Raw genomic sequence first — 20,567 nt, 5'->3', positions numbered from 1 at the left:
GTCCGCGTGTCGATGGTGGGAGAGCCGCTGTCGGGGTGCGTGATGGTCATCACGGCGGACCGGCGCAAGCGAGAGCTGGCCTCGGCGCTCGAGAGGCGCGGCGCGAGCGTGCGGCACGCTCCCGCGCTCAGCACCATCCCGCACCTGGACGATGCGCGGCTGATCGAGGACACGCGGGCGCTCATCGCGTCGCCGCCCGACATCGTGGTCGCGACCACGGGCATCGGCTTCCGCGGCTGGATCGAGGCGGCCGACGCGGCGGGCCTCGCCGAGGACCTGCTCGACGCGATCCGCGACGCGCGCTTCATCGCGCGCGGTCCCAAGGCGCGCGGCGCGATCCAGCAGGCGGGCCTCGAGGCGGACTGGGTCGCGGAGTCGGAGACCGCGGCGGAGCTGCGGGACTACCTGCTGGCCGAGGGCGTCGCGGGCCTGCGCGTGGCGGTCCAGCACCACGGCAACGGCTCGGACGGCCTCGACGAGGCGTTCGCGGACGCGGGTGCCGAGGTGCAGAGCCTCCTGGTGTACGGCTGGGGCGCCCCGCTCAACCCCGCGCTGCACGACGAATGGATCGACCAGGCGGCCGCGGGCGGCGCCGATGCGGTGCTGTTCACGTCCGCGCCCGCCGCCGAGTCGTGGCTCGCGACCGCGAGGTCGCGTGGCGCGCTCGCGGGGATCGCCGCGCGGGCCGCGTCCGGCAAGCTGGTGGTCGCGGCGGTGGGGCCGGTGACGGCGGCCCCGCTCGAGGCGGCTGGGCTGGTGGTGCAGCACCCGGACCGCTGGCGGCTGGGCGCGCTCGTGCGCATGCTGGTGCAGGAGTTCACGGAGTCCGCGGTGGGGATCACCACACCGGACGGGCCGCTCGTCATGCGCGCCACCGCGGCGGTGCTCGACGGGAGGGTGCTGCCGCTCACGCCCACGGGCCTCGAGATCCTGCGTGCGCTCGCCGAGGCGAAGGGCAACGTGCTCTCGCGCGAGCAGCTCGCGGCGGTGCTGCCGGGCGCCCAGGCGGGTCCGCACGCGGTCGAGGCGGCGATCAACAGGCTGCGGGAGAACTCGGGGGCGCCCATGCTGGTGAGAACGGTGGTCAAGCGCGGCTATGCGTTGGCGGTGAGCGCGGCATGAGCACGCTCATCGCCTGCGCGCACGGTACGCGCGACGCGGACGGTCAGGCGACCATCCTGCGGGTGGTCGAGGACGTGCGCGCCGCACTGCCCGGGCACGACATCCGCGACGCTTACGTCGACGTCCACGGCCCGTACTGCAAGGACGTGGTGGCGGAGGTCGCGCCGGGGGAGGGCACGGCCGCCGTGGTGGTGCCGTTGCTGCTCGCCGGCGGGTACCACGTCTACCACGACATCGCCGAGGCGGTCCGTGACCGCGACGACGTCGCGACCGCGACCGCGCTCGGTCCCGACGCGCGCCTCATCGACATCGTGCTCGACCGGATCCACGAGGCCGGGGTGCCGGAGACGGCGACCCTGGTGCTCGCCGCCGCGGGGTCCTCGGATCCCCGCAGCACCGCCGACACTGCGATGGCGGCGGAGCTGCTGCGCGCGCGGTGGGGCGGTCCGGTGCGCATCGGCTACGCCGCGGGCATCCATCCGACGGTGGCCGACGCGGTGACGGAGGCGCGAGCGAACGGCGAGGACGGTGTGGTCGCGGTCGCGTCGTTCCTGCTGGCGCCCGGGTTCTTCCAGAAGCGGCTTATGGAGTCGGGTGCCGACTACGTGACGGCGCCGCTGGCCCCGCACCCTCGCCTCGTGGAGATCGTGCTCGACCGGTACCGTGACGCGGGTGGAAGCTGACGCATACGTGCGGCAACGCGCCCTGCCGGGGTTCGGGGCCGCGGGCCAGGAGGCGCTGAGCGCGGCGAGCGTCGCGATCGTGGGCGTGGGGGGCCTGGGATGCCCCGCGGCGCTGTACCTCGCCGCCGCCGGGGTGGGACGCCTCACGCTCATCGACGGCGACCGGGTGGCCGTGTCCAACCTTCATCGGCAGGTGCTGTTCGGCCCGTCCGACGTCGGCGAGGCGAAGGTCTCGGCGGCGGCGGCCCGCCTGAGTGCCCTCGCGCCCGGCGTCGAGGTGACGGCCGTGCCCGCCCGGCTCGGCGCATCGTCCGCCCGCGAGGCGCTCGCGGGGCACAGCCTGGTCCTCGACTGCACCGACACGTGGGGCTCGCGCCTCGCGGTGGACGATGCGGCCGCCGGGCTGGGCATCCCCCTCGTGTGGGGCGCGGTGCAGGGGTGGTTCGGGCAGGTCACGGTGTTCTCGGGGGGACGCAGCGTGCGCGACGTGTTCCCGGAGGAGCCGGCGCCGGACTTCGGGGTGTGCGACGCGGGCGGAGTGCTCGGCCCGCTGTGTGGGCAGGTGGGGGCGGCCATGGCCTCGCAGGCCGTGGTGCTGCTCACGGGGGCGGGGCCGGGGCTCGCCGGGACGCTCCAGGTGATCGATGCGCGCGACGGCGAGTGGCGCTCGCTGCCGGTGTCGGGCGGCGTCCGTGCGTAGCGCGGCCGAGCACCTCGCCCAGGTCCTCGCGCTGGTGCGCGAGCCCGAGTTCGAGGCCGTCCCTCTGGGGGAGGCGCTCGGGAGGGTGCTGGCGGACGATGTGCGGGCCGCCGGCGCGATCCCGCCCTTCGACAACTCCGCGATGGACGGCTACGCGGTGCGCGGCGCGGACGTGGCGACGGCGTCGGAGGCGGCGCCGGTCGGGCTCGCGGTGATCGGCGAGTCGGCCGCGGGGCACCCCTTCGCCGGTTCCGTGGCGCCGGGAGCGGCGGTGCGGATTATGACCGGGGCGCCCGTGCCGGCCGGCGCGGATGCCGTGATCCCGCAGGAACGGGTGGCCGCCACCGCGACCTCGGTCCTCGTCGACGCCCCGGCGCCGCTCGGTGCGCACATCCGCCGCGCCGGTGAGGATGCCGCGCCCGGGGACCTGGTGGTGCCGGCCGGCGCCGTGCTGCGGCCGCGGCACCTGGCCGCCGCCGCATCGTCCGGTGTCTCCCAGGTGTTGGTGACGCGGCGGCCGCGTGTGGCGTTCCTGGTGACGGGCGACGAGCTCGTCGCGCCGGGAGGCGCCCTGGGCCCCGGGCAGATCTTCGAGTCGAACGCCACGTATCTCGCGGCGGCGCTCGAGGCGCTCGGTGCGGAGGTGGTCCCGCTCGGGACGGTCGGCGATCGCGGCGCGGACGTGCTCGCCGCGGTGCGCGGCGCGTCAGCCGACCTGGTGGTGACCACGGGCGGGGCGAGCGTCGGCGACCACGACCCGGTCAAGGAGGGACTCGCTCCCGCCGGCGTGGACTTCCGGAACGTGGCGATCCAGCCGGGGAAGCCGCAGGGCCTGGGGAGGGTCGACGGGATCCCGGTGGTGTGCCTGCCCGGCAACCCGGTCGCCGTCGCGGTGTGCGTCGAGCTGTTCGTCGCGCCCGCGGTGAGGACGATGCTCGGGGTGCCCGAGCCCGCCTGGGAGCCTCGAGGCGCGCTCGAGGGCTGGCGATGCCCGCCGGGTCGCGAGCAGGTGATGCCGGTGGTGATCGCGTCGGAGGGGGTGCGTCCGGCGACGTCGGGCGGGTCCGGATCGCATCTGGTGGCGCGGCTCGCGGCCGCCGACGGGCTCGCGCGGGTGCGCGCGGACGCGGACGAGGTGCGCGCGGGCGATATCGTCGCCGTCAGGAGGTTCACCGCATGACAGATTCCGGCTTCACCCACCTCGACGCGCGCGGGCAGGTGCGCATGGTCGACGTCACCCACAAGCAGCCGACGGTGCGCAGCGCGACCGTGTCGGGCTTCGTCGCGTGCGCGCCCCACGTGGTGGAGGCGCTCCGGGACGGCACGGTGCCCAAGGGCGACGCGCTCGCGCTCGCGCGGATCGCGGGCATCGCGGCGGCCAAGCGTACGCCGGAGCTGCTCCCGCTCGCGCACGTGATCGGGGTCCACGGCGCGGTGGTCGAGGTGTCCGTCGAGGACGAGGGTGTGCGGATCATCGCGACCGTGTCCACCGCGGACCGCACCGGCGTCGAGATGGAGGCGTTCACGGCGGTGTCGGTCGCGGCGCTCAACGTGGTCGACATGGTCAAGGCGCTCGACAAGGGCACCACCATCCGCGACATCCGGCTCATCGCGAAGGACGGCGGCAAGTCGGGTCCGTGGCGGCGCGACCCGGCCTGAGCAGGGGAGACATGGGCCCGGGTTGGGACTCGGTCATCGTGGCGGGCGGTCGCGGCTCTCGCCTGGGTGGGGTGTCGAAGCCCGACCTCGAGGTGGGCGGTCGCGCGCTCCTCGACCGTGCCCTCGACGCGGTGTCGGGTGCCGCCGCCGTGGTGATCGTGGGTGGTCCTCGCCGCGACGGTGTGAGGTGGACGGTCGAGTCGCCGGCGGGGTCGGGTCCGGCGGCGGCGGTCGCGGCCGGGCTCGCGGAGCTGTCCCGCGGGCGGGTGCCATCCGCGGTGACGGTGGTGCTGGGTGTCGACACGCCGCGGGCTGCCGAGGTCGTGCCCGCTCTCCTTGCCGCGGCCTCCATCACGCCCGAACCGGTGGGTGCCGCGCCGGGTGTCGACGAGCGGGGCGTCGTCGAGCCGGGTGTCGTCGCGCCGCCTCGCGGCGCGTGGATCGTCGACGCGGCGGGCTTCCCGCAGCCGCTGCTCGCCGCGTACCCGACCGCGCCCCTCGCCGCACGATGCGTCGGGGACCTCGAGGGGACATCCCTGCGTAGGCTGGTGAGCGGTGTGGAGATGGTCACCGTCGCCGATGTCGACGGCGCCTCCCGCGATCTGGATACCTGGGACGACGCGCAGTACTGGAAGGAACGCATGCCATGACCGAGAACAGCCTGGAGCAATGGGTGGTCGCCCTCGCCGACGAGTTGGGGCTCGACCTGGCCGAGGTCGACGTGTCCGCCCTCCTCGACGTCGCCGCGGATGCTGCGCACTCGGTGATTCGGCCGGCGGCGCCATTGACGACCTTCCTGGTCGGCTACGCGGCAGGTCGGCGCGGCGCGACCGGTGCCGACATCGGGCCGGAGTGCGCGAAGGCGTCGGCGCTCGCGAAGACGTGGGCGGGCGCATGATCCAGGTGCGCCTGTTCGCCGCCGCGGCCGAGGCCGTCGGTGCGAAGGAGCTCTCCCTCGATGGCGCGGAGGTCGCCACCGTCGGCTTGCTGCGCGTCGGCCTGGGGGAGCGGGGGGCCGATGCTCCGCGCGTCATCGGCCAGTGCGCCATCCTGCGCGAGGGATCGCGCCTCGACGACGGTGCCGCGCTGGAACGCGGTGACCTCGTCGACGTGCTGCCGCCCTTCGCCGGCGGCTGACCACCCGCTCGCGATGCGGCTGCTGAGACGGGCTCGCGCGCGCATCGGCCCGCTCCAGTGCCGGGCGACGGCGCCCGCCGGGTGCTGGGCGTGCCGCCGTGGCGCTCGCGTGGTGGGCGGCGCCGTTGGAGCAAGGCGGTCAGAAGGGTGGCACGGTCGCCGCGGCGTCGGCGATTGGTGCGCGTGGGGGTAGGTCGATGTGGAGGGTGGCTTTGCCGCCTTGGCGTGGTCGCTGCTGGGGGTCGATGGTGGCCGGTGGGGTGAACCCGACCTCGGTGGGGGTGGCGTGGATGGTCCAGCCGTCGTCGTGGATGCGGTGGTGGCAGCGGGTGCATAGGAGCACGCCGTTCGCGAGGTCGGAGGGTCCGCCTTGGGAGGCGGGGATGATGTGGTGGGCGTCGCAGAATGAGGTGGGGGCGTGGCAGAACGCGCAGCCGCCGTCGCGGATGGCCAGTGCGATGCGTTGGGCGGGGGTGAAGAAGCGGGTGGCGTAGCCCAGGTCGAGGGGTTGGGAGCGGCTTCCCAGGACCAGGGGGATGATCTGTGCGTCGACGGCGAGGCGGCGTGCGGTGGCGGCGGTGAGGGGGGTGGTGATCGCGTCGCAGCGTCCCAGCCCGATCCCGGTGCGCAGGGCCTCCTCGTCGAGGTGGACCACGAGCGTCGTCGACACGCTCGTACCGGCGTGGTTGCAGCGCAGTCCGTGGCGGGCGAGGTCGACGAGGCTGTCCAGGCGGATCCGTCCGGCTTCACCGGCGGGCATGGGTCCGGCGCCGTCGTTGCGACGGGTGGCGAAGGTGCGGCGCACCTGGGCGTCGAGGAAGGTCTTGATCGGTGCGGCGGAGGCGGGGTCCATCGTGGCGTGCAGGGTGATCATCCCGTCCACGCCCTCGGTCATCGACAGGTAGCGTTCGCCGCGTTGACGCTTCTCGCGCGCTTCGAGCTGGCCGATGTCCCAGCGTGCTTTCACGTCGGTGCAGACCTTCGTCAGGTCTGCCAGCGACAGCGCGCGGGCCTTGCCTACCAGACGGGCCTCGACGTCCGTGCCGGCGCCGCACATGACGTCGAGGGTGTCTTTGACCAGTGCCGCCTTGGCTGTGGAGACCTCCCCGGCGCGCAGCGCCGCGGCCAGCATCGGCCAGCGCGGCGCGGGCGCGGAGCCGTCCGCGACACCAGTGTCGGTGAGGACCGCACCGGCGGTGATGAGGTCGCGGGCCTCGCGGGTGGTGCCGCCGTGGGCGTCGGCGACCATCGCGACGGCGTTGCGATGCCCGTGTCGGCGTGCCATGCCACCACCGGAGGTGTCGGAGCGTCGGGCGACCTCACCGGCCAGCACCGCACCACGGAGGTCGACCTGACGGCGGATCTGCGCCAGCACGGTGGTGCGGGCCGTGACCTCACCCTCGGACAGCGTCGCGAGCGCGTCGGGCGTCGCGGGCACGAGCGCATCCAGCGCTCGTGTCACCACCGCGACGGCCTCGGAGATCTCCATGACCTCGAGTCAACCACCACCCTCTGACAGTCAGCCTCGATCATCTCCCCAGGTAGATGTGGAAAACTCGACCCAGCCCGGGCCTGTGGACCACGCCCCAGCCACGGGTGGCTGCGGCGGCGAAGACGAGCCCGACCGCTCCCGCGACCGCCAACGCCCCACGACGCGCGCCACGTCCTCGAAAGCGACCGCCAACGCCCCATTCCACGGGTGATCGCGGTCGCGCGAGGTCCGCGCGGGCCATCGGTGGCCCGTCGCTGTGACGCGGCGGCGGCGAGCCCGGCTACGTCGCCGCGCCAGAATCCCTGCGCTCCACCCGATAGCGCAGGTGTAGCACCCGTTCGCCCCGGATCACCTCGACCGCGTCCTCGAGGAGATGCGTGCCGTCGACCGACCCGAAGTACCGCTTGCCGCGCCCGAGCACCACGGGTGCGACGTCCATGCGTACCTCGTCGACGAGTCCCGCGGCGAGCACCTGGCCGCCCACGTCGCCGGCGGCGACCTCGACGAGGCGCGCCCCGGCGAGCTCCTGTGCCCGCGCTACCGCAGCCTCGACGCCGTCGATGAAGTCGAAGGGCGCATCGGCGTTCCAGCCGGGCGGTGCGCCACGGTGCGTCACCACCACCACATGGTCGACTCCGCTCGGAGGTATCCCGGCCCAGCCGTCCGTGAGGTCGAAGACGTGGCGGCCGACCACGGTGACGGCGATCGCATCCCAGTACGGCCGCGTGTAGTCGTAGGACGCCCGCGCCACCATCAGCCGGCCGCCGTCACCGAGCGGGACCTCGCCCGACACGAGCCATGCGAACAAAGGTCCGGGCTGGTCCTGATCGTCGGCGATGAACCCGTCCACCGAGACCGTGCCGTACAGCACCACCGTGCCCATGCGGAGCTCCTCTGCCGGGGACCCTGCCAGGCTAGCCCCGGCGAGCGCTCAGAGGAGGGGAACGGCGATGAGCTTCTTGGACAGCCTCCCGGTGGATCTCGAGCGGAGGAGACGGCTCCTTCTCGGCCGGCCCCACGTGCGCGAGCTGGGGGTGCATGAACGGTTTATGGCGCCGCAGCCCTCGTGAGCGTCGTGCTTCACTGGTCGGGACGCCGCGTGATCGGGGGAGGACCATGACCGAGCCCAAGGCAGACCTCAAGCGGACGCTCGACGCCTACCAGGCGCGACGCCATGAGATCCGCGACCTCGAGGTCGCGGCCGCGCGCTACCTCATGATCGACGGTCACGGCGATCCCAACGTCGAGCCGAGCTTCCAGGAGGCCATCGAGGCGCTCTTCCCAGTCGCGTACAAGGCGAAGTTCGCGTCGAAGCGGGAGCTCGGCCGCGACTATGTGGTCATGCCGCTCGAAGGTCTGTGGAGCGCTGCGGACCCCACGAGCTTCACCACGCGGCGCGACAAGTCGGCGTGGGACTGGACGCTCATGATCCTGCAACCGGACTGGGTGGACGATGCGCTGCTCGAGCGGGCGATCGGCGCGGCCGGGGTGAAGGGCGCCCCTGCACGCCTGGGCGACGTCAGGGTCGAGGAGCTTGCCGAGGGTCGCTGCCTCCAGACGCTTCACGTCGGCTCGTTCGACGCGGAGGGCCCGGCGCTCGCTCGCGTGCACGCCCAGATCGAGGAGGCCGGGCTGCGCATGACCGGCCGCCACCATGAGATCTACCTGAGCGACTTCCGGAAGGTGGCACCGGAGAGGCTGCGGACCCTCCTGCGGCAGCCGGTCGGCCCCGCGTAGACCCGCGGGGACCTCAGCCCCCGATCGCGCTCATCGGGCGCGCGGGCTGGAGGAAGTCGGGCGAGTCGATCCCGTGGCCCGGCCGCTTCTGCGCGACGCACGCCTGCATCGCCTGCGCCAGCCGCGCATCGTCCGCGCCGTCGCGCAGCAGCGACCTGAGGTCCGACTCGTCATGCGCGAAGAGGCAGTTGCGGAACTGGCCGTCCGCGGTGAGGCGCACGCGGTCGCAGCGGTCGCAGAAGGCGCGCGTCACCGACGCGATGACCCCGACCGTCGAGGTGGTCCCCGCGATGCGAAACGTCTCGGCCGGCGCGGCACCGTCGTGTCCCACGGGCTCGAGCGGGAACCGTGCGGAGATCGCCTCGAGGATCTCCTCGCCCGTCACCATCTCCTCGCGCCGCCACGTGTGCCCGCCATCGAGCGGCATGTGCTCGATGAACCTCATCTCGAGCCCGCGGTCGATCGCGAAGGCCACCAGGTCGACGATCTCGTCGTCGTTCACGCCACGCATCACGAGCGCGTTGAGCTTGATCGGCGCGAAGCCCACGGCACGCGCCGCCTCGATGCCCGCGAGCGTGTCAGCGAGGCGGTCGCGGCGCGTCAGCTCGAGGAACCGCGAGCGCTGGAGCGTGTCGAGCGAGATGTTGACGCGGTCGAGGCCCGCATCGCGCAGGGGCGCGGCGAGCGCCGGCAGCCGCAGCGCGTTGGTGGTGAGGGACAGGTCGAGCGGGCCGTCGGGCGTCGGCAGCGCCGCGAGCGCCCCGACCACGTCCACCACGTCGGGGCGGAGCAGCGGCTCGCCGCCCGTGAGGCGCACCTCGCGCACGCCGAGCGACACCGCGACGCGCGCGAGCCGCACCATCTCGTCGGTGGTGAGCAGCGTCGACGACGCGAGCCAGGGGACCCCGTCCGCCGGCATGCAGTACGTGCAGCGCAGCGAGCAGCGGTCCGTGAGCGAGATCCGCAGGTCGCGGTGCGCCCGGCCGTAGCGGTCGACCAGCCCCGGCTCCTCGTGCACGCTCATGCGATCCCCACCCACGTGTGCGAGCCGTCCGCGAGCATCTCGCGCTTCCATACGGGCAGCTCGGCCTTCACGGCCTCCACCAGGGCGGACACGGTGTCCAGTGCCTCGCGACGATGCGGCGCGGACACCGCGGCGACGATGGCGGCCTCGCCTACTGCGAGCGACCCGACGCGGTGCGTCACCGCGATGGCGAGGTCCGCCGTGTCGAAGCGCGCGGCGATGGCCGCGAGCGTCTCGCCTGCCGTGGGATGCGCCGAGTAGTCGAGCCCGACCACCTCTCCCTCCACGCTCGGATCGTGGTCGCGCACCGTGCCGAGGAAGGTCGCGATCGCACCCGCGCGGGGCCCCGCGACGGCCGCGACGTGCGCGTCGAGCGACAGCGGTGCCTCGGTGAGGGCGGCGATCGCGAGCATCAGTGGTCCTCGCCGTCGAGCTGGGCCACGGCGTGCGCGAGGAGGTCGGGCAGCACCAGCAGCGCCGATTCGACCGCCCGCACCGAGCCGGGCAGGTTGATGATGAGCGCCCCCGGCGTGCCAGCCGTGACGCCCGCGATGCCGCGCGAGAGCGCGACCGAGGGCGAGAGATGGGCGTCGCGCTGGCGCAGCAGCTCGGGGATGCCGGGCAACGGGCGCAGCAGCAGCGGTTCGGTCGCCTCGGGGGTGACGTCGCGCGGCCCGATGCCGGTGCCGCCGGTGGTGACGACCACCCGCGCGCCGGCGGCGATCGCGCCCGAGATCGCATGACGGATGTCCACCACGGCGTCCGGGACGAGCGATCGGGTCACGGACGCGCCCGCCTCGGCGAGGCGATCAGCCAGCACCGGTCCGGTGGCATCGTCGCGAGCGCCCGCGGACGAGCGGTCGGACACGGTGATGACCGCGACCCTCAGATCGGTCAGGGGGGACATGAGGTCAGTCTACGAACGTGCTGTTTCGGGGCGGTTGCCGAGCCTTGACTGCCCCGGGCGCGGCGCCGTGAGTGGTGGCCTACAACGCGTACGCGTCGAGCCCCCGCGGGACCCCGCACCACAGGCGCGCACCCGCCTCGAGCTCCGAGGCGAGCTCCGGGTCGACGTCCGCGGACACGAGCGCGCCGTGCACGCGCACGTGATCGCCGCGCGGCTCGAGCGTGGTCACGGAGTCGAGGATCCACGCGCGATCGCCCGCGATGCTCGGGGACTCGAGCGCGACCGCGACGGACGCCGGCGGCACCGCGACCGCCGCGCGAGAGCCCGCACCGGGACCGCCGCTGACGGGGATGCTCGAGACCTCGTCGATGACGAGGCGCCCGCCGCGCATCGTCCCCTCGATCAGGACCCGCCCGGCCATCCGGGCGGCGAACCGCGTACGCGGGCGGGACAGCACCTCGCGCGCCGGCCCCGCCTCGACCACGCGTCCGGACTCCATCACGGCGACGTCGTCCGCCAGGGTGTGGGCGTCGAGCGCGTCGTGCGTGGTGAGCACCGCCGTGGTCCCGGCGAGCAGCTCGCGGAGCAGCGCCCGGATCGCGGACGCGGCCTCGACGTCGAGGCCCGCGAAGGGCTCGTCGAGCAGCAGCACGCGGGGCTCCGCGGCCAGCGCCCGCGCGATCGCGACGCGACGGGCCTGCCCGCCCGAGAGCTCTCCGGGGCGCCTCCCCGCGAGGTCGAGGCAGCCGACGTGATCGAGCCAGGTGCGCGCCACGTCCTCCGCATCCTTCCGGCCCGCGGACCGGGGGCCGAAGGCGACGTTGTCGAGGACGCTCATGGGGAACAGCGCATCGTCCTGGGACAGGAGGACGATGCCGCGCCTGCGCGCCGGCACCGGGCGGCGGCGTCCGGGCTCGGCCAGCACCTGCCCGTCGAGGACGATGCGTGCGTGATCGGGCCGGGTGACGTCCGCGAGGGACTCCAGCACGGTCGACTTGCCGGCGCCGTTCGCGCCCAGCAGCGCGAGCGTCCGGTGCGCCCCGACGGAGAGCGTCGCGTCGACGCCGCGCGACGTCACGGCCACCCGTGCCTCGAGCCTCATCGCGGCGTCCTCGTCGTGACCGGGCGGTAGGCGAGCGCGACCACGCCGATCGCCACCGCGACGAGCACGAGCGACAGGGCGGCGGCGGCCTCCGGATCGGTCTCGCGCAGCAGGTAGATGTCCAGCGGCGCGGTCCGCGTCACGCCCGCGAGCGAGCCGGCGAACGTGAGGGTCGCTCCGAACTCGCCGAGCGCGCGCGCGAATGCGAGCACCGCGCCGGTGGCGAGGGCGGGGACGATGCCGGGCAGGGTCACGCGGACGAACGTGCGCGTGCGCGAGGCGCCGAGCGTCGCGGCGATCGCCTCGCGCCGGCCCGAGCGCGCGACGAGCGCCGACTCCACCGAGACGACCATGAAGGGCATCGCGACGAATGCCTGCGCGATGATGACGGCGAGCGTGGTGAACGCCAGCGAACCGCCGAGAACCTCGCCCAGCAGCCCGCGGCGCCCGAACGCGGAGAGCAGCGCGAGGCCGCCGACCACCGGGGGGAGCACCAGCGGCGCGAGCACCACGGCGCGGACCGCCGCGCGCGCGGGTGCCAGGGGCCCGCGGCGCATCCCGTGCAGGGCGAAGCCGAGCGGCACCCCCAGGAGCAGGGTGAGGACGGTGGCCGCCGTGGCCGTCCGGATCGACAGCTGCAGCGCCGTGAGGGAGTCGGGCGCGGTCACGAGCGACCAGAACTCGGACCACTCGACGCGGCTCACGAGCCCCGCGAGCGGCAGGAGCACCAGCAGGCCGCCGAGCGCGGCGAGGGGCGCGAGCCAGCGCGGTCCGGTCATGTGCGCGCGCCCGTCACGGCGCCCCGAAACCCGCGCCCGTGAGCACCGCGCGCGCCTCGTCGCCGGCGAGGTAGTCGACGAAGGCCTGCGCGGTCGCGGCATCGGCGGCCGCGGCCAGGGCGGCGGCGGGATAGCGGTTCACCACCGCGTCCGCGCGCGCGATCGGGACGGCCTCGACGCCCTCGGCGCGCGCGACGTCCGTCACGTAGACGATGCCCGCATCGGCCTGCCCGGACGCGACCTTGCCCAGCACGTCGGTGACGCTCGCCTCCTCGGAGGCGGGGGAGAGGGTCACGCCTCCGAGCGCGGCGAGGGTCGCGGTCGCGGCCCCGCACGGCACCTGCGGCGCACAGATCACCGTGGTGACCCCGGGCTTGGCGAACGAGGCCAGGTCCGCGATGCCGGCGGGGTTGCCCGCGGGCACCACGAAGGTGAGCGTGTTGGTCGCGAAGACCGTGGGCTCGCCGGCCACGGCTCCGGCGATCTTGTCCATGGTCGACTGGTCCGCGGACAGGAAGACGTCGGCGGGCGCGCCCTCGTTGATCTGAGCGGCGAGGTCGGACGAGCCGGCGTAGCTGCGGAGGACGTGCAGGCCCGGGTGGTCGGTCTCGAACGCGGTCGCGATCTCCTCGAGCACGTCGGTGAGCGACGCGGCGGCGAAAACGGTGAGGGTGCGGTCGCCGCTCGCGGTCGCGCCGATCGCCGTCGCGCTGGGCCCGGCCGCCCCTGTCGCTCCGGCGCAGGCGGCCAGGCCCACGGTGAGGCCGGCCGCGCCGGCGAGCGCGGCGCCGCGTCTCACCGGGAGCCCGCCGGCGTCTCGACGATGACGGTGGTCGCCTTGACCACCGCGGTCGCGACCACGCCCGGCTCGAGCGCGAGCTCGCGCGCCGCCTCGGCGCTCATGAGCGACACCACGCGGTGGCGACCGCACTGGAGGTCCACCTGGGCCATCACCCCGTCCACGAGCACGCGCGTGACGATGCCGGTGAAGCGGTTGCGCGCCGACCGCGCCACGTCGGTCGGGTCCTCGGGGGCCGTCGCACGCGACGCGTACGCGGCGACGTGGACGCCCTCGACCACGGTGCGTCCGGCATCGTCCCTCCCCGTCGGGATCGACTCGGCCTCGATCCAGCGGCGGATGGTGTCGTCGCTCACGCCGACGAGCGCGGCGGCCTCGGAGATACGCAGATGCGGCATGAACGTGAGGCTATCGCCGCAGATGCGGCGTTACAAGGCGAGCGCGGCCGTCAGGCGGCGGGCCGACGCGGCTCGTCGTCGTCGCCGTCGAGCGCGTCGAAGACCTCGTCGTAGAGCAGCGCGTGGACCTTCTCGACGTTCGGGATGTCGTCGAAGGACAGCGGGTCGTCGGACGCCGACTCGATGATGAGCGTGCCCGTGCGGAACATGCGGTCGATGAGCCCGTGGCGGAACTGCACCGTGTTGATGCGCGCGAGCGGGATGTCGATGCCGGTCTTGGTGAGCACCCCGGTGCGGAAGATCACGCGCCGGTCGGTGATGACGAAGTGCGTGGTCGACCACCGCACGAACGGCACGATCGCGAGCCAGCCGATGAGCACGGCGGCGGCGACGCCGGCCACGACGCCGATCCCGGTCTCGACGACGTCGGCGTACTCGACGGACGCCACCCACCACCATGCGAGGGCGACGACGGCGATCCCGAGGATCGAGAAAAGCACGGCGCCCACGAGCGCCTTCCAGTGGGGGTGGCTGTCGACGACGATCTCCTCGTCGGGAGCGAGCAGCGAGCGCGGGTAGGCCATGGCGCGAACGTAGCAGTGACGGGCGTGCCCACAACAGGGGTCGGTTCGCATCCCGACACGTGTCCGTGACCGCCGGGAAACATGCCGTGGATAGGGTGGCTGCATGACCGCCGATCAGCACACGCCGTGGACCGGATACCAGCCGGTTCAGGCGTGGGACGAGGCCGTGAACCTCGAGGGCAAGGTGCGCGACCCCTATCGGCGCGTGTACACGGAGATCGACCGCATGTCGGGCGACGACCTGTACTCGCGGGCCGAGGCGCTCGCCTCGACCTACCTCGCGCAGGGCGTGACCTTCGACCACGCGGGCGAGGAGCGGCCGTTCCCGCTCGACATCGTGCCGCGCGTGGTGGGCGCCGAGGAGTGGGAGATCATCTCGCCCGGCGTGGCGCAGCGCGTGCGCACGCTCGAAGCCTTCCTCGCCGACGTGTACGGCTCGCAGCACTGCGTCAACGACGGACTGGTGCCGCGCCGCCTCATCGCGACGTCGCAGTACTTCTACCGCTCGGCGGCGGGCATCGACCCGGCGAACGGCGTGCGGGCCCACGTCTCGGGCATCGACCTGGTGCGCGATCAGCACGGCATCTGGCGCGTCCTCGAGGACAACGTGCGCGTGCCCTCGGGCGTGAGCTACGTGCTGTCGAACCGCCGCGCGATGTCGCAGATGTTCCCCGACATGTTCGGCGCGATGGGCGTGCGTCCGGTGCTCGAGTACTCGCAGCGCCTGCGCGCCGCGCTGGCACGATGCGCGCCGGGCGACATCGACGACCCGACCATCGTGGTCCTCACGCCGGGCGTGTTCAACAGCGCGTACTACGAGCACTCCCTGCTCGCGCGCACGATGGGCGTCGAGCTGGTCGAGGGTCGCGACCTCGAGACCCACAACGGGCGCGTCTACATGCGGACCACGGCGGGCCGGCGCCGAGTCGACGTCATCTACCGGCGTGTGGACGACGACTACCTGGACCCCGTGGTGTTCCGCCCCGACTCCACCTTGGGCGCTCCCGGGCTGGTCCATGCCGCGCGCCTGGGCAACGTCACCATCGCCAACGCGATCGGCAACGGCGTCGCGGATGACAAGCTCATCTACACCTACATGCCGGACCTCACGCGCTACTACCTGGGCGAGGACCCGATCCTGCCGAACGTCGACACGTGGCGCCTCGAGGAGACGGAGGCGCGCGAGGAGGTCATGGACCGCCTCGACGAGCTGGTGGTGAAGCCCGTCGACGGCGCCGGCGGCAAGGGCGTCATCATCGGTCCGAAGGCCTCGCGGTCCGAGCTCGACCAGGCCCGCGCCCAGATCCTCGCGGACCCGCGCGGGTGGATCGCGCAGCCGGTGATCCAGCTCAGCACCGTGCCCACGCTCACGGACGACGGCCTCGAGCCCCGTCACGTGGACCTGCGCCCTTTCGCGATCAACGACGGCGACGACGTCTGGGTCCTGCCCGGCGGGCTCACGCGGGTCGCGCTCGCGCGCGGCCAGCTCATCGTCAACTCGTCGCAGGGCGGCGGCTCGAAGGACACCTGGGTGCTCGGCGGCGAGCGCCAGCGCGGTTCCGCGACGCCCCCGCCCGAGTCGCGCGTGGAGCTGGGCGGCATCAGCGCGGTGCCGCAGGCCGCGCACCCGGACGACATCGAGCACGGCCAGCAGCAGCAACAGCAGCAGCAGCAGGGCGAGCCGAAGCGCAGGGGGACCTCATGCTGAGCCGTATCGCGGAGTCGCTGTTCTGGATCGGCCGCTACGTCGAGCGCGCCGACAACACCGCCCGCCTGCTCGACGTGCACCTCAACGTGCTCCTCGAGGACCCGTGGGTCGACGAGCCCAGCGCCAACGGCTCCCTGCTGTCGGTGATGAACTGCGAGTTCGAGTCCCCTGTGAGCCGCCGCGACGTGCTGCAGAAGCTCGCCTTCGACCCCGAGCAGTCCTCGTCGATCGCCTGGACGCTCGGGGCCGCGCGCGAGAACGCGCGGCGGGCCCGCGAGGTGATCTCCACCGAGGTGTGGGAGTCGCTCAACATGACCCGCAACCAGCTGCCGCGGTGGACCGCGGCGGCACGGCCGCACGAGTACTTCGTGTGGGTGCGCGAGCGCGCCGCGGTGGTCTGGGGCCTGCACTCGGCGACCACGTCGCGGGACGATGCGTGGCACTTCATGGAGCTCGGGCGCTCGCTCGAGCGCGCGGACATGATCGCGCGGCTGCTCATGACGCGGCACTTCGAGGGCACCACCGGCCCGAACTGGACGACGCTGCTGCGCTCGTGCAGCGCGCACGAGGCGTACCTGCGCACCGTCCGCGCGCTCGTCACCGAGGAGCGCGCGGCCGAGTTCCTCCTGGTCGACCGGCTGTTCCCCCGCTCGATCGCATACAACCTGCAGAAGGCCGAGGACACGCTCGGGCTCATCGAGGGGGCGTCGAACTCGCGCGCGCTGTCGGACCGGGCACGCCTCGCGCTGGGACGTGCGCGCACCAACCTCGAGTACCGGGACGTGCGCGACGTGCTCGCCGACCTCCCCGGTCAGATGCGGGAGGTGCAGGGCGCCTGCGCCGCCGCGTCGGACCTCATCCGTGACCGCTACTTCCTGCCGGCGTCGACCGTGCTGTGGAGCCAGGAGGCGCTGTGAGCACCCTTCGCATCGAGCACCGGACGTCGTTCACGTACGGCGGACCCATCGTGTCCTCGTACAACGAGGCGCGTCTGACCCCGGCCTGGCTGCCGCGCCAGCGGGTGCTCGAGTCCAAGATCGACGCCTCGCCCGTGACGTGGCGGTCGACGTACCGGGACTACTGGGAGGCGACCGTCAACGTCTTCGAGGTGCTGCAGCCGCACGAGGCGCTCACGGTGGTCGGCTCGAGCCTCGTCGAGGTGTCGAGCGTCCCGGCGCGCGAGGAGCGCGCATCCTGGGACACGCTCACGGGCCCGCGCTTCCAGGACCTGCTCAGCGAGTACCTCGGGCTGAGCGAGGTCACCGAGCCCACCGAGGAGCTCGCCGCCTTCGCGAAGGACGCGGCGGGGCGCCTCGGCCCCGACCGCGCTGCGCGCGCCATCTGCGACCACCTCTTCGGCGAGATGAGCTATGTCCCCGGGGCGACCACGGTGCACACGCCGGCGCGCGACGCGTGGCAGGAGCGCTCCGGTGTATGCCAGGACTTCGCCCACCTCGCGATCGGGGCGCTGCGCACCGTGGGCATCCCGGCGCGCTACGTCTCGGGATACCTCCACCCCAAGCGCGACGCCGCGATCGGCGAGACCGTGTCCGGCGAGTCCCACGCGTGGGTCGAGTGGTGGACGGGCGACTGGTTCGGCTTCGACCCGACGAACGACCGCGAGGTGGGCGACCATCACGTCATCGTGGCGCGCGCCCGCGAGTACACGGACGTGCCGCCGCTGACGGGCGTGGTCGCGGGTTCCACCACCGACCTCGACGTCACCGTCAACGTCACCCGGGTCGACTAGCCCGCGTCACGCCACGCCGATGTGCTCGAGGTGCCACGGCTCGGGCTTCGAGCCGTCGGGGCGCGCCCACGCGGGCAGCTGCCATCCGTACGCCGGGCCCTGCGACACGAGCCACGCGTAGGCGTCGCCCGCGAACCCGCCGGGCAGCGCCGACTCGTCGAGGTCGATCGCCTCGCCCCAGCCGTGGTTCGAGGTCCCCGGCTCGGCGGCCAGCCAGCCGTGCGTCCGCCGCGCCTCGACCTGGCCCGCGAGGTCGCGGTACGCGCTCGTCACGGGGACGTGGACGCCGAAGCGGTCGTGGAAGGCGGCGTCGAGGCGCCCGAGGTCGCCCGCCGCGCCGCACTCGAGCAGCGCGGCGGCGTCCCACGCGAGGTCGCACAGCGCTGTCGCGGGGATCGCGCCGTTCGCGTATGCGCCGGCGAGGGTCGCCGCGGTGCCGGACACCGCCGCCGGGATCGCGGCCTCGGTCGCGTCCACCGCGAGGTAGTCGATCGACGCCCATGCGAGCCCGTCGCCCGCCGCGACCTCGACCCAGCCCGAGCGCGTGACGGCGCCCGTGGTCTCGAGCTCGTCGCCGTCCGAAGCCCACGAGGCGACCTCCGCGTCGAGGGACGGAGCGGACCGGAGGTTGAGCGCGTCGGCGCCGTCGACCGTGACCGTCACCGGCGCCACCACCCGCTGGCCGTCGGTGCGCTCGGCGAACGCGACCCCCGCGCGGTCCGCGAGGCGGAGCACCGCGGCGACCGCGCCGCGGGTGATGGTCGCGTCGGGGCGGAACTCGCGGCCGTCCTCGCCGTCCCAACCGAACTCGGCGACCGTGCGCGCCAGCCAGGCCGCCGCATCGTCCACCCGGGATCCGGGGGACACGTCGTCGTAGGGCGCCCCACGGGTCGCCGTGGGCGCGCCCGCGAAGCGATGGAGCATCACGGCCATCGCGCCGCGCGTGAGCGGGTCCTCCGGTCGGAAGAGGCGAGCGGCGCCTTCGCGGACGCCGGTATCGATGCCCACGAAGCCTGCCCAGGCGATCTCGGCGGAGTACGGGGTGTCGGAGGGCTGCGCGTCGGCGAAGGTCGACACGGCCGGGACCGCGTCGGCGGGGGATCCGGCGAGGCGGTAGAGGTACGCGGCGAACTCGCCGCGCGTGAGCTCCGCGTCGGGCATGAAGCCGAGCTCGCCGTCGTCGGCCGCGGCGCCCATGGCGACACCCTGGCGGCCGAGCCACGCGATGTCCGCCGCGAACGGTGAGTACGTCGGGTCCGTGAGGGTGTCCGAGACGTCGGCGAACGTCACCGCCGGCAGCGGGCCGGGCCCGGTCGCGGTGAGCGCGGGGGAGTCCGGGTCGTACGGGGTGAGGACGGGTGCGACCGGGGCCGAGGGTGCCGACGGCCCGGCGGGGGACGATGCGGGGGCCGGCTCGGGAGCCGCGGGTGCGGACGTCGAGGCGCCCGCCTCGGGCGCGGCGGGTTCCTGCGGCTGCGCGGACGCGCGAGGCGTCGCTGCCGTCGTCGGGGCGGTGGTGGTGGCCGGCTCGGGCTCGGGCTCGGCGGGCGTGGCGGCCGGCGTCGGTTCGGCGCTCGCGGAGGCGGTTGTGGGCTCGGGCTCAGGCGACGCGGCGGCCGTCGCGGGAGCGGCGCCCATCACCGCGAGGCCGGCGCCGAGCGACAGCGTCGCTGCGCCGCCGGCGATCCGGCGGGCGAGTCCGCGGGCACGAGCGTCCACCTCCGGCGGCCTCCCTCCGTGGACTACGGCGTCCCGTCCATGGTGCCACGGGACGCGCGCGGAGGGAGGGGCGGGCGGCGCCCGCTTCGCGCTAGGAGACCGACTTGCCGGAGCTCGTGCGCGTGGTCGTGTAGTAGCCCTTGCGCTCGACGATGACCTTGACCTTGATGACGTGGCCCTTGTCCGCCTTGCGCAGCGTGTAGCCGCGCGAGGTCGCATCGGAGATCTTGTTCCCGTCGCGGAACCACCGGTACTTGAGCGTGGCGGGCGTCGGGCTCCAGGTGCCCGCCGTGGCGGTGAGCTTCGACCCGACCTTCGCGGTGCCCGAGAGCGTCGGGGTCGGCGCGGAGGTGAAGGCCTTGGGGATCGCGATCCCCGCGCTCGTGCGCGCCTTCGTGAGGTAGCCCGACCGCTTCGCGATCACCTTGACCGTGATGGTGTGGCCGCGGTCCGCCTTGGTCACGCGGTAGGTCCGGCCGCCGGCGCCGTCGATGCGCTTGCCGTCGCGGAGCCAGCGGTACGTGACGGTGCTGGGCGTCGGGCTCCACGAGCCCGACTTGGCCGTGAGCACCGAGCCGACCTTCTTCTTGCCGGAGAGCGTGGGCTTGGGGGTCGCCGTGAAGTCGCTGTAGTGCGCGAAGTTCTGGGTGGCCCACACGCAGTCGTTGGACTTGTCGTAGGCGACGCCGATGCCGATGTCCGAGTACCCGCCGGTGATGTTCGCCTCGTGCCCCGAGGACTTCAGCCATGCGGCCATGACGGCGGCGGCGTTGTCCGCCGCGGACCCGTAGCCGCACGCCATGCCCACGTTCTCCGCGGCGCGGTCGGCGGTGGAGGGGATCTCGGTCGCGAACTTGGGGTTGTGCTCGAGGTCCTTCGCGGCGCGCATCTCCTCGCTCCAGTCCTGGGAGACGTCGGTGATGCCCGTCTGCAGGTCGAGCGGGCGCAGGCCCTCGTCGGCGCGGTGCGCGTTGGTGCGCTTGAGCAGCGCCGAGACCGGATCGCCGGCGGCGTCCGCAGCCGGCGCGCTGCCGGCGGCGAGGGTGACGGCACCCAGGATCATCGAGAGGACGGCGAGGGGCGCGACTCGGCGCGCGCTGATCGACCAGAGCTGTCGCATCGGTGGAACCTCCTGCGGCATCGGGGACACGGTGCCCCCACTTATGGGGGATATCGGCACATTTCTCCCATGGATCAAGCGGCGCGTCTGCGGAACGTGACACAAGTCACACGGCGGCGGGGAGAGCGCTCTCGCGCACCGTCCTGC

At 73.8% G+C, this 20,567-nt stretch carries 24 protein-coding genes; 12 read left to right on the top strand and 12 right to left on the bottom strand.

Annotation, left to right across the window (positions count from 1 at the left end; translation table 11 throughout):
• Positions 1-12 precede the first annotated feature (12 nt).
• From AOM09_RS11075 to AOM09_RS11045, 8 genes are read left to right on the top strand one after another with little or no spacing between them, the layout of a single operon-like run.
• Positions 13-1,122, top strand: coding sequence for a uroporphyrinogen-III synthase (locus tag AOM09_RS11075; RefSeq protein WP_062388642.1), 1,110 nt, complete (start codon positions 13-15; stop codon positions 1,120-1,122).
• Complete coding sequence (locus tag AOM09_RS11070) at positions 1,119-1,805, top strand: sirohydrochlorin chelatase (RefSeq protein ID WP_062388285.1); 687 nt, start codon at positions 1,119-1,121, stop codon at positions 1,803-1,805. The genes AOM09_RS11075 and AOM09_RS11070 overlap by 4 nt, the downstream gene beginning before the upstream one ends.
• Positions 1,795-2,505 (top strand): HesA/MoeB/ThiF family protein, encoded by a 711-nt coding sequence (locus tag AOM09_RS11065; RefSeq protein ID WP_169747653.1) that lies wholly within the window; start codon positions 1,795-1,797, stop codon positions 2,503-2,505. Before AOM09_RS11070 ends, AOM09_RS11065 begins: the two co-directional genes overlap by 11 nt.
• Positions 2,498-3,685, top strand: a complete 1,188-nt coding sequence (locus AOM09_RS11060; RefSeq protein ID WP_062388279.1) for a molybdopterin molybdotransferase MoeA — start codon at positions 2,498-2,500, stop codon at positions 3,683-3,685. Before AOM09_RS11065 ends, AOM09_RS11060 begins: the two co-directional genes overlap by 8 nt.
• Positions 3,682-4,164 carry a cyclic pyranopterin monophosphate synthase MoaC gene (moaC, locus tag AOM09_RS11055; protein WP_062388276.1) on the top strand — a complete coding sequence of 161 codons (483 nt, stop codon included), beginning with the start codon at positions 3,682-3,684 and terminating at the stop codon, positions 4,162-4,164. Before AOM09_RS11060 ends, moaC begins: the two co-directional genes overlap by 4 nt.
• An 11-nt stretch (positions 4,165-4,175) precedes the next feature.
• Positions 4,176-4,814 (top strand): molybdenum cofactor guanylyltransferase, encoded by a 639-nt coding sequence (mobA, locus tag AOM09_RS11050; protein ID WP_082099102.1) that lies wholly within the window; start codon positions 4,176-4,178, stop codon positions 4,812-4,814.
• Entirely contained in the window at positions 4,811-5,062 is a 252-nt protein-coding gene (locus AOM09_RS15000) for a DUF6457 domain-containing protein (protein WP_082099059.1), read from the top strand. Before mobA ends, AOM09_RS15000 begins: the two co-directional genes overlap by 4 nt.
• Complete coding sequence (locus tag AOM09_RS11045) at positions 5,059-5,301, top strand: MoaD/ThiS family protein (RefSeq protein ID WP_062388639.1); 243 nt, start codon at positions 5,059-5,061, stop codon at positions 5,299-5,301. The genes AOM09_RS15000 and AOM09_RS11045 overlap by 4 nt, the downstream gene beginning before the upstream one ends.
• 139 nt (positions 5,302-5,440) lie before the next feature.
• Here AOM09_RS11045 and AOM09_RS11040 read toward each other — a convergent pair whose 3' ends face one another.
• Both AOM09_RS11040 and AOM09_RS11035 read right to left on the bottom strand, forming a co-directional pair.
• Positions 5,441-6,790, bottom strand: a complete 1,350-nt coding sequence (locus AOM09_RS11040) for an HNH endonuclease signature motif containing protein (RefSeq protein ID WP_062388273.1) — start codon at positions 6,788-6,790, stop codon at positions 5,441-5,443.
• A gap of 283 nt (positions 6,791-7,073) precedes the next feature.
• The gene (locus AOM09_RS11035; protein ID WP_062388270.1) at positions 7,074-7,676 is read right to left on the bottom strand and encodes a dihydrofolate reductase family protein; all 603 of its coding nucleotides are present in this window, start codon (positions 7,674-7,676) and stop codon (positions 7,074-7,076) included.
• 233 nt (positions 7,677-7,909) lie between these two features.
• On the opposite strand from AOM09_RS11035, the gene AOM09_RS11030 reads away from it, so the two are divergent.
• Positions 7,910-8,530 carry a GyrI-like domain-containing protein gene (locus AOM09_RS11030; RefSeq protein ID WP_062388267.1) on the top strand — a complete coding sequence of 207 codons (621 nt, stop codon included), beginning with the start codon at positions 7,910-7,912 and terminating at the stop codon, positions 8,528-8,530.
• A 13-nt stretch (positions 8,531-8,543) separates the two neighbouring features.
• Here AOM09_RS11030 and moaA read toward each other — a convergent pair whose 3' ends face one another.
• The 8 genes from moaA to AOM09_RS10990 form a co-directional block, all read right to left on the bottom strand.
• Entirely contained in the window at positions 8,544-9,554 is a 1,011-nt protein-coding gene (moaA, locus tag AOM09_RS11025) for a GTP 3',8-cyclase MoaA (RefSeq protein WP_062388265.1), read from the bottom strand.
• Positions 9,551-9,967: a molybdenum cofactor biosynthesis protein MoaE gene (locus AOM09_RS11020; protein WP_062388262.1), complete on the bottom strand. Its 417-nt coding sequence runs from the start codon at positions 9,965-9,967 to the stop codon at positions 9,551-9,553. The genes moaA and AOM09_RS11020 overlap by 4 nt, the downstream gene beginning before the upstream one ends.
• Positions 9,967-10,461 (bottom strand): MogA/MoaB family molybdenum cofactor biosynthesis protein, encoded by a 495-nt coding sequence (locus tag AOM09_RS11015; protein ID WP_062388259.1) that lies wholly within the window; start codon positions 10,459-10,461, stop codon positions 9,967-9,969. Before AOM09_RS11015 ends, AOM09_RS11020 begins: the two co-directional genes overlap by 1 nt.
• A gap of 79 nt (positions 10,462-10,540) precedes the next feature.
• Positions 10,541-11,563 carry a sulfate/molybdate ABC transporter ATP-binding protein gene (locus AOM09_RS11010; RefSeq protein ID WP_062388256.1) on the bottom strand — a complete coding sequence of 341 codons (1,023 nt, stop codon included), beginning with the start codon at positions 11,561-11,563 and terminating at the stop codon, positions 10,541-10,543.
• Positions 11,560-12,342 carry a molybdate ABC transporter permease subunit gene (gene modB / locus AOM09_RS11005; RefSeq protein WP_062388254.1) on the bottom strand — a complete coding sequence of 261 codons (783 nt, stop codon included), beginning with the start codon at positions 12,340-12,342 and terminating at the stop codon, positions 11,560-11,562. The genes AOM09_RS11010 and modB overlap by 4 nt, the downstream gene beginning before the upstream one ends.
• 13 nt (positions 12,343-12,355) lie before the next feature.
• Positions 12,356-13,141, bottom strand: coding sequence for a molybdate ABC transporter substrate-binding protein (modA, locus tag AOM09_RS11000; RefSeq protein ID WP_062388251.1), 786 nt, complete (start codon positions 13,139-13,141; stop codon positions 12,356-12,358).
• Entirely contained in the window at positions 13,138-13,539 is a 402-nt protein-coding gene (locus AOM09_RS10995; protein ID WP_062388248.1) for a TOBE domain-containing protein, read from the bottom strand. The genes modA and AOM09_RS10995 overlap by 4 nt, the downstream gene beginning before the upstream one ends.
• Before the next feature lie 50 nt (positions 13,540-13,589).
• On the bottom strand, positions 13,590-14,123 hold the full coding sequence (locus tag AOM09_RS10990) for a PH domain-containing protein (protein WP_062388245.1): 534 nt from the start codon (positions 14,121-14,123) through the stop codon (positions 13,590-13,592).
• Positions 14,124-14,226: 103 nt separating this feature from the next.
• On the opposite strand from AOM09_RS10990, the gene AOM09_RS10985 reads away from it, so the two are divergent.
• From AOM09_RS10985 to AOM09_RS10975, 3 genes are read left to right on the top strand one after another with little or no spacing between them, the layout of a single operon-like run.
• On the top strand, positions 14,227-15,831 hold the full coding sequence (locus tag AOM09_RS10985) for a circularly permuted type 2 ATP-grasp protein (RefSeq protein ID WP_062388242.1): 1,605 nt from the start codon (positions 14,227-14,229) through the stop codon (positions 15,829-15,831).
• Positions 15,825-16,748 carry an alpha-E domain-containing protein gene (locus AOM09_RS10980; RefSeq protein WP_062388239.1) on the top strand — a complete coding sequence of 308 codons (924 nt, stop codon included), beginning with the start codon at positions 15,825-15,827 and terminating at the stop codon, positions 16,746-16,748. The genes AOM09_RS10985 and AOM09_RS10980 overlap by 7 nt, the downstream gene beginning before the upstream one ends.
• Complete coding sequence (locus AOM09_RS10975; RefSeq protein WP_062388235.1) at positions 16,745-17,581, top strand: transglutaminase family protein; 837 nt, start codon at positions 16,745-16,747, stop codon at positions 17,579-17,581. Before AOM09_RS10980 ends, AOM09_RS10975 begins: the two co-directional genes overlap by 4 nt.
• Before the next feature lie 6 nt (positions 17,582-17,587).
• Here the strand turns inward: AOM09_RS10975 and AOM09_RS10970 are convergent, their stop codons facing one another.
• Together AOM09_RS10970 and AOM09_RS10965 are read right to left on the bottom strand one after the other, a co-directional pair.
• Positions 17,588-19,300 (bottom strand): D-alanyl-D-alanine carboxypeptidase family protein, encoded by a 1,713-nt coding sequence (locus AOM09_RS10970; RefSeq protein WP_062388233.1) that lies wholly within the window; start codon positions 19,298-19,300, stop codon positions 17,588-17,590.
• Between the two features lie 91 nt (positions 19,301-19,391).
• Complete coding sequence (locus tag AOM09_RS10965) at positions 19,392-20,420, bottom strand: CAP domain-containing protein (RefSeq protein WP_062388231.1); 1,029 nt, start codon at positions 20,418-20,420, stop codon at positions 19,392-19,394.
• Positions 20,421-20,567 lie beyond the last annotated feature (147 nt).

It is taken from the genome of Demequina iriomotensis (assembly GCF_000971395.1).
GTDB lineage: Bacteria > Actinomycetota > Actinomycetes > Actinomycetales > Demequinaceae > Demequina > Demequina iriomotensis.
This window is presented reverse-complemented; position numbering and strand designations above follow the sequence as displayed.

Excerpts from the sequence above, each read along its gene's own strand:
- AOM09_RS11075 (WP_062388642.1), top strand. The coding sequence starts at position 13 with ATGGTGGGAGAGCCGCTGTCGGGGTGCGTGATGGTCATCACGGCGGAC.
- AOM09_RS11070 (WP_062388285.1), top strand. The coding sequence starts at position 1,119 with ATGAGCACGCTCATCGCCTGCGCGCACGGTACGCGCGACGCGGACGGT.
- moaC (WP_062388276.1), top strand. The coding sequence starts at position 3,682 with ATGACAGATTCCGGCTTCACCCACCTCGACGCGCGCGGGCAGGTGCGC.
- mobA (WP_082099102.1), top strand. The coding sequence starts at position 4,176 with ATGGGCCCGGGTTGGGACTCGGTCATCGTGGCGGGCGGTCGCGGCTCT.
- AOM09_RS15000 (WP_082099059.1), top strand. The coding sequence starts at position 4,811 with ATGACCGAGAACAGCCTGGAGCAATGGGTGGTCGCCCTCGCCGACGAG.
- AOM09_RS11045 (WP_062388639.1), top strand. The coding sequence starts at position 5,059 with ATGATCCAGGTGCGCCTGTTCGCCGCCGCGGCCGAGGCCGTCGGTGCG.
- AOM09_RS11040 (WP_062388273.1), bottom strand. The coding sequence starts at position 6,790 with ATGGAGATCTCCGAGGCCGTCGCGGTGGTGACACGAGCGCTGGATGCG.
- AOM09_RS11035 (WP_062388270.1), bottom strand. The coding sequence starts at position 7,676 with ATGGGCACGGTGGTGCTGTACGGCACGGTCTCGGTGGACGGGTTCATC.
- AOM09_RS11030 (WP_062388267.1), top strand. The coding sequence starts at position 7,910 with ATGACCGAGCCCAAGGCAGACCTCAAGCGGACGCTCGACGCCTACCAG.
- moaA (WP_062388265.1), bottom strand. The coding sequence starts at position 9,554 with ATGAGCGTGCACGAGGAGCCGGGGCTGGTCGACCGCTACGGCCGGGCG.
- AOM09_RS11020 (WP_062388262.1), bottom strand. The coding sequence starts at position 9,967 with ATGCTCGCGATCGCCGCCCTCACCGAGGCACCGCTGTCGCTCGACGCG.
- AOM09_RS11015 (WP_062388259.1), bottom strand. The coding sequence starts at position 10,461 with ATGTCCCCCCTGACCGATCTGAGGGTCGCGGTCATCACCGTGTCCGAC.
- AOM09_RS11010 (WP_062388256.1), bottom strand. The coding sequence starts at position 11,563 with ATGAGGCTCGAGGCACGGGTGGCCGTGACGTCGCGCGGCGTCGACGCG.
- modB (WP_062388254.1), bottom strand. The coding sequence starts at position 12,342 with ATGACCGGACCGCGCTGGCTCGCGCCCCTCGCCGCGCTCGGCGGCCTG.
- AOM09_RS10995 (WP_062388248.1), bottom strand. The coding sequence starts at position 13,539 with ATGCCGCATCTGCGTATCTCCGAGGCCGCCGCGCTCGTCGGCGTGAGC.
- AOM09_RS10990 (WP_062388245.1), bottom strand. The coding sequence starts at position 14,123 with ATGGCCTACCCGCGCTCGCTGCTCGCTCCCGACGAGGAGATCGTCGTC.
- AOM09_RS10985 (WP_062388242.1), top strand. The coding sequence starts at position 14,227 with ATGACCGCCGATCAGCACACGCCGTGGACCGGATACCAGCCGGTTCAG.
- AOM09_RS10980 (WP_062388239.1), top strand. The coding sequence starts at position 15,825 with ATGCTGAGCCGTATCGCGGAGTCGCTGTTCTGGATCGGCCGCTACGTC.
- AOM09_RS10965 (WP_062388231.1), bottom strand. The coding sequence starts at position 20,420 with ATGCGACAGCTCTGGTCGATCAGCGCGCGCCGAGTCGCGCCCCTCGCC.